The sequence below is a fragment of the Streptomyces cinnabarinus genome, assembly GCF_027270315.1.
Lineage (GTDB): Bacteria > Actinomycetota > Actinomycetes > Streptomycetales > Streptomycetaceae > Streptomyces > Streptomyces cinnabarinus.
Genome location: NZ_CP114413.1, coordinates 7,638,135 through 7,650,406, shown reverse-complemented (window position 1 = coordinate 7,650,406; position 12,272 = coordinate 7,638,135). Strand labels below are relative to the sequence as shown.

The following is a 12,272-nucleotide window of genomic DNA, read 5'->3' as shown; positions in this document are numbered from 1 at the left end:
TCCTAGGGTTACGCAGTCCAGTCGAGGATGATCTTGCCGCCGCGGCCGCTCGCCGCGTCGTCGAAGGCCGTCTCGAAGTCGCGGTAGTCGTACCGGCCGGTGATCACGGGGGTGAGGTCGAGGCCGGCCTCCAGCAGGACGGACATGGCGTACCAGGTCTCGAACATCTCGCGGCCGTAGATGCCCTTGATGGTGATCATCGAGGTGACGATCCGGGCCCAGTCGACCGGGAACTCCGCGGCGGGCAGGCCGAGCATCGCGATGCGGCCGCCGTGCGTCATGTTGGCGATCATGTCGCGCATGGCCTCGGGGCGGCCGGACATCTCCAGGCCGATGTCGAAGCCCTCGCGCAGCCCCAACTCCCGCTGGCCGTCGGCGATCTGCGTCTCCGCCACGTTCAGCGCCAGGCTCACCCCGACCTTGCGGGCCAGCTCCAGGCGCTCCTCGCTGACGTCGGTGATGACGACGTTGCGGGCGCCCGCGTGCCGGGCCACGGCGGCGGCCATCAGACCGATCGGTCCCGCGCCGGTGATCAGCACGTCCTCGCCGACCAGCGGGAAGGACAGCGCGGTGTGCACGGCGTTGCCGAACGGGTCGAAGATCGCGGCGACATCGAGGTCGACGGGGACCCGGTGCACCCAGACGTTGGACGCGGGCAGCGCGACGTACTCGGCGAAGGCGCCGTCCCGGCCGACCCCGAGCCCGACGGTGGCTCGGCACAGATGGCGGCGCCCGGCCAGGCAGTTGCGGCACTTGCCGCACACCAGGTGGCCCTCGCCGCTGACCCGGTCGCCGGGCTTGATGTCGCTGACGTCGCGGCCGGTCTCGACGACCTCGCCGACGAACTCGTGACCGAGCACCAGCGGGGTGCGAATGGCCTGCTGCGCCCAGCCGTCCCAGGACCGGATGTGCAGGTCGGTGCCGCAGATGCCGGTGCGCTGCACCTTGATGAGGACATCGCCGGGCCCGATGACCGGCTCGGGGACGTCCATGAGCCGGAGCCCCGGCTCCGCCTTCTCCTTGACCAGCGCCTTCACGCGTACGGCTCCCGTGGGTCGGTTTCCCGGACACGGGCATGCCGAAGAAGGCCCGGACCGGGAGAAAAGGTGGTGTCGACTGCAATCTGCCGTACCGTCGTACCCCGGGTCCATCGAGGATTTCTTAACCGCGGCCCAAGCTCCGCTTCACGCCCTCATCGGCCCGCACCGGCCGTCAGGGCCCGAGCCCGTCGCTCTCCCGCCGTTCAAGGCGTACGACGAGGTCGGCGGCGGCGGATTTGATCGTCTCCAGGCCGGTCCTGCCCCAGGCCCTGGGCGCCAGGTCGGCCACGCACACCGTGCCCAGCACCATGCCCGTGCTGTCGATCAGCGGCGCGCCCAGATAGGAGCGGATGCCGAACTCGTCCACGACCGGATTGCCCGCGAACCGCGGGTAGTCGAGGACGTCCTCCAGGACCAGCGCCTTGCGCCGGACCACCACATGGGGGCAGAACCCGTGGTCGCGCGGCAGCCACCGGCCGACCTCCGGGCTGGTGCCGTCGGCCTTGCGGTACGAGCCGCCGGCGGGGCGGCGCAGGCCGGCGAAGAACTGCCGGTGCTCGTCGAGGAAGTTGACCATGGCGTACGGCGCCCCGGTGGCCTCGGCGAGACAGCCGGCGAAGGTGTCGAGCGCGGGATCGGTTCGTTCCCCGAGTCCGAGCCCGCGCAGTCGGCGCGCACGGGCGGGGGCCTCCTTGTCCTCCGGGGTGAGCAGCAGACGACCTGCCGGGCGGGGCGGGTCGTAGCTCATCGGCGCACTTCCTCGGTGTGGGCGTATGGCATGGGCGGGCTCCGTGGGGTGTGCGGGCATCACATATGGGCGCCGTGGCCGGTCGCGGCGGCCGGGGCATGGGCGATGAGGTGTTTGACCAGGGTCAGCAGGGTCTGGACGCCCGAGCTGGAGATCCGGGCGTCGCAGCGCACGACGGGGATCCCCGGGTCGAGGTCGATGGCGGCGCGGACCTCCTCGGGGTCGTAGCGATAGGCGCCGTCGAACTCGTTGATCGCGAGGATGAAGCCGAGCCCGCGCTGTTCGAAGAAGTCGACCGCGGCGAAGCAGTCCTCCAGCCGGCGGGTGTCCGCGAGGATCACGGCGCCGAGGGCGCCCTCGCAGAGCTCGTCCCACATGAACCAGAACCGCTCCTGTCCGGGTGTGCCGAACAGGTAGAGGACATGCTGGGGGTCGAGGGTGATCCGGCCGAAGTCCATCGCGACGGTCGTCTCGACCTTGTTCTCCACGCCATCGAGGTTGTCGGTCGCGGCGCTGACCGTGGTGAGCAGCTCCTCGGTACTGAGCGGCGCGATCTCGCTGACGGCGCCGACGAAGGTCGTCTTGCCGACCCCGAACCCTCCCGCCACCAGGATCTTCAGCGCGGTGGGGAACGGGTCTGCGCCGCCGTCGTAGTCAGAGCTGTCGTCGTAGTCCATCGAGCACTGCCTCCAGAAGAGCCCGGTCAGTGGGGTTGTGGTGGAACTCGGGGGGCTTGGTGGTGAGCGCCCCGCAGTCGACCAGGTCCGACAGCAGCACCTTGGTGACCGCCGCCGGCAGCTTCAGGTGGGCCGCGACCTCCGCGACCGAGACGGGGGCGCGGCACAGGTCGAGCGCCTCCGTGTGTTCGGGGCCCAGATAGCCGAGGGGGGTCGCCCCCGTGGCCATCACCTGGGAGATGAGGTCGAGGGCGACGGTGGGCCGGGTCCGGCCGTTGCTGACCGTGAAGGGGCGCACCAGCCGTCCGGCCGCGTCGTCGAGCCAGGGCCCGTCGCCGGCCGCCGCCACGCTCAAGGCCTCGACGCCGACGGTTCGACGGCGTGCTGGCGGGGCGCGGTCACCAGGTAGGGGCGGACGCTCTTGACCAGCATCGCCATCTCGTAGCCGAGCACGGCCGCGTCGGCCTCGCGGCCGGCCAGCACGGCGAGACAGGTGCCGGATCCGGCGGTGGTGACGAACAGCAGCGTGGAGTCGAGCTCGACGACGACCTGGCGGACGTCTCCGCCGTCGCCGAAGCGGACTCCGGCGCTGCGGCCGAGGGAGTACAGGCCGGAGGCCAGGGCCGCCATGTGGTCGGCGCTGTCGGCATCGAGGCCGTGGACCGACTTGACCAGCCCGTCGCAGGAGAGGAGCACCGCACTGGTCGTGTGCGGTACGCGCTGCACGAGGCCGCTCATCAGCCAGTCGAGATCGGATACATGGCCGGTCGGCGCTTCGCTCGCCATGGGGGATCGACTCCTTGAGGTACGAAGGTGGGCGGGAGCGCTGGGCGTGGGGGTGAACGTGTGTGTGGTCATCCGGCTGGTGTGCTCCCGTCGTGCCGGTTGGTGTGCTCGGAGTGGGACAGGTGCGTGCGCGCGTCCGGTATCCGCGCCGTGGTCACGTCCGTCTCCAGGAACTCCGCGGTCAGGGCGTCGGCGCCCAGGTGGTCGAGTTGGTGCTCCGACTCCAGGGACTGCTGGGCCTCGGCGAGGCCGATCCCCCGCTGGAAGGCGGCCATCAGTCCGGGGTCGTGCCCGGCGAGGTGCTCGGGTTCCTGACGGGGGGCGGGGCCGTCGCGCAGCTGGGGGGCGATGTGCTCCTGGGCGCGGCGGCGGGGCAGCTGGGGCTTGCCCATGGTGCCGCGCACGGCGCCGGTGCGCGGGGTGGGCGGCGCGACGGTGTGCTCGGCGACGATCGCCCGGTCCTGGGCGCGGATGCCGGGAACCGCCTCCGCGATGGTGGGCCGGTCCTCGTGGGAGCCGCGCACGGGCAGCGGCACGGCGCCGTTCATCATCGCCGCCTCGGCCCGCGGCCCGGGCCGCTGCGGCGCCGCCTGGGGGGCGGGCCGGGCATGCGCCCGCGGCTGCGCCTGCGCCGCCTGCCGGGTTACGTCCGTCCCTGCGCCGCTCGCCGTCGCGGGGCCGCCGGAGTCGGTGCCGAGCAGGCCCTGCGGTACGACGAGGACGGCCTGCACGCCGCCGTAGATGTTGGTCTGGAGCCGGACGTTGATGCCGTGCCGGCGGGCCAGTTGGGAAACCACGAACAGGCCGATGCGGCCGTCGGCCAGCAGCCGGGCCACGTTGACCTGGTCGGGGTCGGCGAGCAGGGCGTTCATCCGTTCCTGTTCGCCGACGGGCATGCCGAGGCCGCGGTCCTCGACCTCGACGGCGAGCCCCGAGGTGACGAGGTTGGCGCGCAGCAGCACCTGGGTGTGCGGGGCGGAGAACACGGTGGCGTTCTCGACGAGTTCGGCGAGCAGGTGGATGACGTCGGCGACGGCGTGTCCGCGCAGGGTGCCGTCGATGGGCGGCACGAGCTTGACCCGGGAGTACTGCTCGACCTCGGCGATGGCGGAGCGCAGCACCTCGGTCATGGGGACCGGGTTGCTCCACTGCCGGCGGGAGACGGCGCCGCCGAGGACGGCCAGGTTCTCGGCGTGGCGGCGGATCCGGGTGGCCAGGTGGTCCACATGGAAGAGGCCCTTGAGCAGGTCGGGGTCCTCGATCTCGTTCTCCAGCTCGTCGAGGATCGAGATCTCCCGGTGCACCAGCGACTGCAGGCGCCGGGCGAGGTTGACGAAGACCTCCAGCTTCTGTTCGCTGCCGGCCTGGCTGGACAGCTGTGCGGCCTGGACGACGGCGGTGACGGCGCCGTCGTGGGCGCGGGACAGGTCGGCGGCCAGCAGTTCGAAGTCGTCGGCGTCCTCGGGCGGTCCGCTGCGCGGCTTGCGCCGGGGCGGGCTGTCGCCGCGCCGCAGGGCGTCGACGAGGGCCCGCAGATCGGCCTCGCCGCGGGCGCTGCTGCGGCGCAGGGCGCCGATGCGCTCGCTGACGGAGCGGGCGGTGCGGTCGGCGGCCACGGCGGCGATCACGATGCCCGAGAGGGCCACCGCGACCGCTCCGGCGAGCATGCCCCACAGGGTGAGGCTCGGCCGGGCGCCGGTGGTGCGGACGGTGAACAGCACGGCCGCGCAGGCGGCCAGGGCCACCGCGACCGGGGGGAGCACGGCGAGCCTGAGGAGCTGCGGCCGTATGTGCGTCTCGGGCAGCGCGGGGGCGGGGCGGGCGACCGGCCGACCGTGCCGCCCGCCCTCACGGCGGTCTGCGCGTGCGGCCGGTGCGCGGAGGTGAGACATCGGTGTCCTCGTACTGTGTCCGTCGGGCGTGGTCCACACGACGCCCGGCTCGGTCTGAGCGTCGGGCGAGCGCCATCGCGGTGTCGGTCGAGAGAGCAGAAAAAACGGCCCTACGTCGCCCGACGGACACTGACAGTAGTCGGCAAGGCATCATGTGCGGCGGGCAGTTGACAAAGTCGTACGCACAGCGTCCGGCTCTGCTATGAGGGCCAGCCCGGGATCCCGACAGCCGCCATCGGACCTCGCACCGGAATGACAAACTTCCGATCACACCTGGTCAGAAGCGGTCATGGACAGACGGCGAGGGTCGGAGAGCCTCTCGCTCTCCGACCCTCGCCGTTCACTTTTTCTCCGACCGGGGTCAACCCGGCGACGCCGTTTTCACCCTCCCGAGGGTTCTGGCCCGACTGTCACCCGCCGTATCGAGGGCTCCGCGATGGCCCTCAGCGGTCGCCCGCCATGTCGAGGTCACCGCGCGCGCTCTCCTCGGCCTCGGCCCCGGGCGCCGCAACCGGCTCCGGGCGGCGCCACGGATTCGGCAGGGGCGCGGAGGCGGACCGCCACCAGGGCTGTACGGGGAGCAGTCCGGCGGGCTCGAACGGCTCTCCGGGCCGGGGGAGGGCGGCGGCCTGTCCGACCTCGTCGGCGGCGTCCCGGGTCCACTCCCCCGGCTCCGCCCACGCGTGCGTGGCGAGGTTGAAGGTCGCCCAGTGGATCGGCAGCAGCACGCCGTGCGGCTGTCCGCCCTGGAGGTCGAGGTGGGCGCGGATGCCCTCCTCGGGCGTCATGTGGATGTCCGGCCAGAAATCGCTGTAGGCGCCGATCTGGATCATCGTGGTGTCGAACGGGCCGTACTCGGCGCCGATGTCCTTGAAGCCCTCGAAATAGCCGGTGTCACCACTGTGGAAGATCCGGTGCTCGGAACCGGCGACGGACCAGGACGCCCACAGCGTGTGCTGGGTGTTGCGCAGACCGCGACCGCAGAAGTGCCGGGCCGGGGTGGCGGTGAGGGTGAGCCCGCCGATCTTGGTCGACTCGTGCCAGTCCAGCTCGCGCACCCGGTCGGCGGAGACGCCCCAGTGCTCCAGGTGGGCGCCGACGCCGAGCGGCACCGCGAACACCGTGTCCGTCCCGGCCAGCGCCTTGATCGAGGGCAGGTCCAGGTGGTCGTAGTGGTCGTGCGAGATCACCACGACGTCGACCGGGCCGAGCGCGGCCAGCGGCAGCGGCACCGGGTGGAGCCGCTTGGGCCCGGCGAAGGAGAACGGGGAGCAGCGCTCGCCCCAGACGGGGTCGAAGAGCACCCGGTGACCGTCGATCTCGGCGAGGACGCTGGAATGGCCCATCCAGGTGATCCGCAGGCCGGTGGCGGGCGGGTGCGCCAGGTCGGCGAGGGTGGTGGCGTGCACCGGCACGGTGCCCCGGGGGGATCTGCGCGGCCGCTCGTCCTTGGCGAAGAAGACCTTCGCGAACTCCAGCATCGACCCGGAGGGCCTGGTCCGGGCCACGCCCCCGGGGTTCTGGAAGACGCCGTCCTTGAAATGCGGCGATCTGCGGATGCGCTCCATCCGCTCGCCGGTCGGATCCGCGCCGAAGGCTGCCGGCTCCAGCGCGCGGAGCACGGAGCGCAGGGAACGGAAACCGGTCACGGTACCTCCAGGTGGAGTCGTCGAGGCATCCCATTATGGTCGGCCCCTCCGACAACGACCGCTGTCGGACCTCTGCTGAAGATCCGTTCAGCGCGTTGACAGTGCGGGCACTCGCTCAAGATACTGAACGACAATTCAGTAAGGAGACCTATGGCCGTCCCACTGCTCTCGCTCACCTGGACCGACGACATCACCGGCCACCAGGGCTTTCTCGTGATCGACCGGCTGGTGCGCGGGGTGTGCAGCGGCGGTCTGCGGATGCGTGCGGGATGCACACTCGACGAGGTCACCGGCCTCGCCCGCGGCATGTCCATGAAGGAAGCGCTGCACTACGACCCGGAGGGCCGCTACATCCCGCTCGGCGGCGCCAAGGGCGGCATCGACTGCGATCCGCGCGACCCGGCGGCGTACGGCCTGCTCGTGCGCTACCTCCGGGCGGTACGGCCGTACATCGAGAGCTTCTGGACCACAGGCGAGGACCTGGGCCTGAGCCAGGACCTGGTGGACCGGGCGGCGGCCGAGGCGGGTCTCGTGTCGTCGATCCAGGCGGTCTATCCGCTGCTCGACGACGAGCCCGCGGCCCGGCGGCGGCTGGCGGACGCCTTCGCCGTGGAGGTCGACGGCATCGGTCTGGACGAGCTGGTCGGCGGCTGCGGGGTGGCGGAGGCGGCGCTCACGGCCCTGGACCGGGCCGGGGTGCCGTACGCGGGCACGCGCGTGGCCGTCCAGGGGCTCGGCACCATGGGCGGGGCGACCGCCCGCTTCCTCGCCCGCGCGGGGCTGGCGGTCGTTGCCGTCGCCGATCTCAAGGGCACCATCGCCAACCCGGCGGGCCTGGACGTCGAGGCCCTGCTCGCCGCGCGGGACGCGTACGGCACCGTCGACCGCGGCGCGCTGCGCTCCGGCGACCGTGAACTGCCCGGGGACGCCTGGCTGTCGGCGGACGCGGAGGTGCTGGTGCCCGCGGCCGTGTCGTACGCCGTCGACCGCGAGAACCAGGAGCGGATCACCGCCCGCTGGGTCGTCGAGGCCGCCAACATGCCGGTTCTCCCGGAGGCCGAGGCGCTGCTGGCCGCACGGGGCGTCACCGTGCTGCCCGATGTCGTGGTCAACTCCGGTACGAACGCCTGGTGGTGGTGGACCCTCTTCGGCGACATCGGCCCCGACGCGGCGGAGGCCTTCGCCCACACCCGTCACGCGATGCGCACCCTGACCGAGCGGATGCTCACCCGCGCGGAGACCGACGGCACGACTCCCCGCGCGGCCGCCCACGCCATCGCGGCGGACCGGCATCCGGTGATCGTGGAGAGGTTCGGGCAGTACCGGTGAGCGCGCGCCCGTGAGCCGGGGGCGTCCGAGCCGAACGCCTGCGCACCGGCCCGTGCGGCGCCCCTGGTTGAGCCTTTCACCACCCCGGGGTGGACCCCGGCGCCCCCGGCACCAGGGTTTAGGGTGAGCGCCGTGGCGAGGGTGCGGTTGAGTGTGGCGGAGCGGCGTGAGGAGTTGCTGCGGGCCGCCATCGAGCAGATCGAGGCACGGGGCGTGTCGGCGGTCAGGATCGCCGACGTGGCCTCGGCGCTCGGCGTGAGCAACGCCCTGGTGCTTTACCACTTCTCCACCAAGGAGAAGCTGGTCGCCGCGGCCTTCGCGTACGCCGCCGAGGACGACCTCGCGCAGCTGCGCAAGCTGCTCGGCCGCCGGACGACCGCGCTGCGCCGACTGCGCACGGCCGTCCGCTGGTACGCGCCCACAGGTCAGGCCAAGGGCTGGCGGCTGTGGATCGAGGGCTGGGCGGCGGCGCTGCGCGAACCCGCGCTGCGTGAGGTCACCCAGGCCCTCGACAAACGGTGGAAGGCGGCCATCACCGAGGTCATCGCCGAAGGGGTGGCCGCGGGCGAGTTCCCCTGCCCCGACCCCGAGGCCGCCGCCCTCCGCCTCACCGCCCTCCTCGACGGCCTCGCCGTCCAGCTGACGTCCTACCAGGGCGCCCTCTCACGCGCGCGTGCCCAGGAGTGGGCCGACGAGGCACTGGCCCGGGAACTGGGCATCGAGCGAGAGGCGTTGACGGCAGCGGCGCGCTGAGCGGCCACCCCCGGGAGGCTTGGCGGGGAACTTCAGACGGCCGCGTCGATCCGCATCTTGATGTCGTCCGGCGACAGGCTGCCCTTGGCCGTCACATGGTCGCCCGAGGACTCCCCGCGCAGCCGTCGCCCGATCCACGGCACCAGGTACTCGCGCGCCCAGTGCACATCGTCCCGCCGGACCTCCAGCGTCCCGCGCGGCGGCAGCGGCGGCCAGGGCTGGTCCGGGTCGGCCGGCACCTGAAGGCCGAGCACCTGGCCCGCACGCAGCGCCACGCGCGTGTGCCCCTCGGGCGAGAGGTGCAGCCGGTCGTCGTCCCAGGCACGCCGGTCCTGCACGGTCCTCAGCGACCACAGGTCGAGCACCGGGCAGCCGTACCGGTCGGCGATGGACCGCACATGCAGGTTGTACGTGGCGATCTTGCCGCGCAGATGCTTCAGCACGGGCACGCCACGGGTGTCGAAGCCGGTCGTCACCATGACGGTCCCGGCGGTCTCGGTGAGCTGGGCGATGGCCCGCTCGAACCGCTCGGCGACCTCGTCGGGGTCGGTGCCGGGCCGGATGATGTCGTTGCCTCCGGCGCAGAAGGAGACCAGGTCCGGGGCGAGCTCCCGGGCCTTGGGGAGCTGGTCCGCGACGATCTGGTCCAGCAGCTTCCCGCGCACCGCCAGGTTCGTATAGCCGAAGTCGCCCTCGGGCCGGCGGTCCGCGAGCAGCACCGCGAACCGGTCGGCCCAGCCGACGAACGCCCCGTCCGGGCCAGGGTCGCCGACGCCCTCGGTGAAGCTGTCCCCCACCGCCACGTACGACCCGATCACTGCCTTGCTGTCACTCTTCGAATCGTCTGCCACATCGGCTCATGATTCACCCTCGAATGTGACCTACGCGACCGTAGGCAGGGGTTGACGGGCGGTGAGATAAGCCACGCCTAAAGCCTTGGCCAACTCCGGAATAAACACCGAAGGCCGGACCCGGGGATCAGGGGTCCGGCCTTCGGCCGCGTGTCAGGCAGGTTGCCGGTGTGGCGGGGGTTCGTCAGCCGATGGAGACGCCCTTCGAGCTGAGGTAGGCGACCGGGTCGACGTCCGAGCCGTAGTCCGGCGTGGTGCGGATCTCGAAGTGGAGGTGCGGCCCGGTCGAGTTGCCGGTCGAGCCGGAGAGGCCGACCTGCTGGCCCGCGGTCACCGACTGGCCGCTGGAGACGGACAGCGAGGACAGGTGGGCGTACTGCGCATAGTGGCCGTCGGCGAGCTGGATGACGACCTGGTTGCCGTAGGCACCCGCCCAGCCGGCCGAGACGACGGTGCCCGTGCCCACGGCCTTCAGGGAGGTGCCGGTCGGGACGACGAAGTCGACGCCGGTGTGGTAGCCGCTGGACCACATGCTGCCCGCGACCTTGTAGGAGGTGCCGACACCGGCGCCGGAGACCGGGGCGGAGAAGCCGTTGACGGTGCTCGGGGCGGCCTGGGCGGCCGGCTGCGCCTGGGAGGCGGAGGACTGGGAAGCCGTGGCGGACTGCGACGTCTTCTTCGTGGCGCCCGAGGAGGACGAGGACGACTTGGTGGAGGACTTCGCGGCCGGCTTCTCGGCGGTGTCCGTCGTGGCGGCCTTCTTGCCGATCGACAGCTTCAGGCCGGGGTGGATCAGCGACGGGTCGGTGCCGACGGCCGTGCGGTTGTCCTGGTACAGCTTCTGCCAGCCACCGCTGACGTTCTGGTCGTCCGCGATCTTCGAGAGGTAGTCGCCGGAGCGGACCGTGTAGGTCTTGGTGCTCTGCTTGGCGGACTTCTTGGCGGCGGCCTTCTTCTCGGCCGTCTTCTTGTCGACCGACTGGACCGACTGGACCGACTGAACGGCCTTTTCCGAAACCGACTGCGCCGGGGCCGCGTGGGCGCCGGTGGCACCCAGAAGCGGGAGGGCGAGCGCGGCGCCACCGGTTCCGGCGACGGCGATCGAGCGGGTGAGGCGCAGGCTCTTGGGACGGCGGTGCTTACCCTTCGCGGGCATGGCGAATTCCTCTCCGGCGCCTACGAGGTGAGCTGTCGGGTTCGGACTGGAGATGTCCGGCCGCGCGCTGGGCGCGACTTGACCCCGAGCCTGTTCCGGAGACCGGACCAGGCGGTTGTGCCTGTGGGTCCCCCGCTCCTGCCGTGCACGGGTGAGTGTGCGGATCCCGAGCGGCGGCAGGATTAGGCGTCCGCTCGGATTGGTGGCGAACGTAAGCGACCAAGACGCAAAGGGACAAGCAGAAGGTTCCACGCGAAGGCGTCCTTCTTGATCCCTAGTAAGAATTCCCAGTCACTTTCCGTGCATTAGGGGGAGATCGACTCCCGTAAATACCCTTGAAAAGCGCATGAATTACGTGAACATGACGGACGACGCACTGTCACTGATATGACGCTGCTCACGTGACGTTGCTCCAGACTCCTTTATTCCAGAGCGAGTTGGAATGAAGGCTGCAATTCGGACAGAACGGAATCGGGCGGATATTGGCACTGTTCGCCCGTTTTGGCATATTCCATGGGTGGCCGGTTTCGATGTCGTATCGTCGTGGCGTGCCCGTCGGCGTGCCGAGCCGGACGGACCGGTGGGAGGAGCCCAAGTGACGCAGCAGGTCCCGTCGACCGAGCCGGAGCTGGCCGGAGTTCGCAACTTCCGCGATGTGGGCGGACTGCCGACCGTGGACGGACGCCGGGTACGGCAGGGTGTGCTGTTCCGCAGCGGCCACCTCGCGCATGCGACCGACGAGGACGCGACGTTCCTCGACACCCTCGGCCTGCACACGATCTTCGACTTCCGCAACGCCGCGGACCAGAAGCTGGAGGGCCCCGACGTCGAGCTGACCGGGGTGCGCAATGTGAACCTGCCGCTGTCCGACCCCGCGGACGGCGCCGAGTTCTGGAAGATGGTCCGCGACGGCGACATCGAGCAGCTGCGGGAGATCCTGGACGACGGCAAGGCCGCCAACCGCATGATCGAGTCGTACCGCATGATCATCAAGGAGCGCACCACCGAGCACTCCCGGGTGCTGCACTCCCTCGCCGAGGACAGCGTCCCGGCCCTGATGCACTGCGCCGCCGGCAAGGACCGGGCCGGTCTGTCGATAGCGGTGACCCTGCTCGCCCTGGGCGTCGAGCGGGAGGCGATCCTCGCCGACTACCTGGAGTCCAACGCCAAGCACCGCCGCTACAAGGTGCAGCGCAACAACAGCTACACCCCCGAGGTCATGGAGCTGCTCAGCCCGCTCTTCGACGCGCGCGCCGAGTACCTGACCGCGGCCTTCGAGACGATCGAGGAGAACTGGGGCGGTGTCGACACCTATCTGGAGCAGGCGCTGGGCGTCACTCCCGAGGTCCGGGAGCGGCTGCGCGAGCGCCTGCTCGACTGACGCAGGACCG

Annotated in this window: 12 protein-coding genes and 1 riboswitch; of the genes, 3 read left to right on the top strand and 9 right to left on the bottom strand. The window is 71.3% G+C overall.

Features of this window, described 5'->3' with window-relative positions:
• Positions 1 to 8: 8 nt before the first annotated feature.
• The 7 genes from tdh to STRCI_RS34470 all read right to left on the bottom strand — a co-directional run bounded on the left by tdh (position 9) and on the right by STRCI_RS34470 (position 6,792).
• On the bottom strand, positions 9 to 1,037 hold the full coding sequence (gene tdh / locus STRCI_RS34500; protein ID WP_269662888.1) for an L-threonine 3-dehydrogenase: 1,029 nt from the start codon (positions 1,035 to 1,037) through the stop codon (positions 9 to 11).
• A gap of 175 nt (positions 1,038 to 1,212) precedes the next feature.
• On the bottom strand, positions 1,213 to 1,788 hold the full coding sequence (locus STRCI_RS34495; RefSeq protein ID WP_269662887.1) for a GAF domain-containing protein: 576 nt from the start codon (positions 1,786 to 1,788) through the stop codon (positions 1,213 to 1,215).
• Between the two features lie 59 nt (positions 1,789 to 1,847).
• Positions 1,848 to 2,465 carry a GTP-binding protein gene (locus tag STRCI_RS34490; protein ID WP_269662886.1) on the bottom strand — a complete coding sequence of 206 codons (618 nt, stop codon included), beginning with the start codon at positions 2,463 to 2,465 and terminating at the stop codon, positions 1,848 to 1,850.
• Positions 2,443 to 2,814 (bottom strand): DUF742 domain-containing protein, encoded by a 372-nt coding sequence (locus STRCI_RS34485; protein WP_269664727.1) that lies wholly within the window; start codon positions 2,812 to 2,814, stop codon positions 2,443 to 2,445. Before STRCI_RS34485 ends, STRCI_RS34490 begins: the two co-directional genes overlap by 23 nt.
• Positions 2,815 to 2,816: 2 nt before the next feature.
• Entirely contained in the window at positions 2,817 to 3,251 is a 435-nt protein-coding gene (locus tag STRCI_RS34480; protein WP_269662885.1) for a roadblock/LC7 domain-containing protein, read from the bottom strand.
• Positions 3,252 to 3,319: 68 nt separating this feature from the next.
• Positions 3,320 to 5,143: an ATP-binding protein gene (locus STRCI_RS34475; RefSeq protein WP_269662884.1), complete on the bottom strand. Its 1,824-nt coding sequence runs from the start codon at positions 5,141 to 5,143 to the stop codon at positions 3,320 to 3,322.
• Positions 5,144 to 5,586: 443 nt separating this feature from the next.
• On the bottom strand, positions 5,587 to 6,792 hold the full coding sequence (locus STRCI_RS34470; RefSeq protein ID WP_269662883.1) for an MBL fold metallo-hydrolase: 1,206 nt from the start codon (positions 6,790 to 6,792) through the stop codon (positions 5,587 to 5,589).
• A gap of 150 nt (positions 6,793 to 6,942) precedes the next feature.
• On the opposite strand from STRCI_RS34470, the gene STRCI_RS34465 reads away from it, so the two are divergent.
• Both STRCI_RS34465 and STRCI_RS34460 read left to right on the top strand, forming a co-directional pair.
• Positions 6,943 to 8,121 carry a Glu/Leu/Phe/Val dehydrogenase dimerization domain-containing protein gene (locus tag STRCI_RS34465; protein WP_269662882.1) on the top strand — a complete coding sequence of 393 codons (1,179 nt, stop codon included), beginning with the start codon at positions 6,943 to 6,945 and terminating at the stop codon, positions 8,119 to 8,121.
• A gap of 153 nt (positions 8,122 to 8,274) precedes the next feature.
• Positions 8,275 to 8,874 carry a TetR/AcrR family transcriptional regulator gene (locus STRCI_RS34460; protein ID WP_269662881.1) on the top strand — a complete coding sequence of 200 codons (600 nt, stop codon included), beginning with the start codon at positions 8,275 to 8,277 and terminating at the stop codon, positions 8,872 to 8,874.
• A 32-nt stretch (positions 8,875 to 8,906) separates the two neighbouring features.
• Here the strand turns inward: STRCI_RS34460 and STRCI_RS34455 are convergent, their stop codons facing one another.
• On the bottom strand, positions 8,907 to 9,692 hold the full coding sequence (locus STRCI_RS34455) for an SGNH/GDSL hydrolase family protein (protein ID WP_269664726.1): 786 nt from the start codon (positions 9,690 to 9,692) through the stop codon (positions 8,907 to 8,909).
• Positions 9,693 to 9,909: 217 nt separating this feature from the next.
• Positions 9,910 to 10,881, bottom strand: a complete 972-nt coding sequence (locus STRCI_RS34450) for a LysM peptidoglycan-binding domain-containing M23 family metallopeptidase (RefSeq protein WP_269662880.1) — start codon at positions 10,879 to 10,881, stop codon at positions 9,910 to 9,912.
• A 4-nt stretch (positions 10,882 to 10,885) separates the two neighbouring features.
• Positions 10,886 to 11,045, bottom strand: a riboswitch (cyclic di-AMP (ydaO/yuaA leader).
• Between the two features lie 431 nt (positions 11,046 to 11,476).
• Between STRCI_RS34450 and STRCI_RS34445 the strand changes: the two genes are divergently transcribed.
• Entirely contained in the window at positions 11,477 to 12,262 is a 786-nt protein-coding gene (locus tag STRCI_RS34445; protein ID WP_269662879.1) for a tyrosine-protein phosphatase, read from the top strand.
• Positions 12,263 to 12,272: the final 10 nt, after the last annotated feature.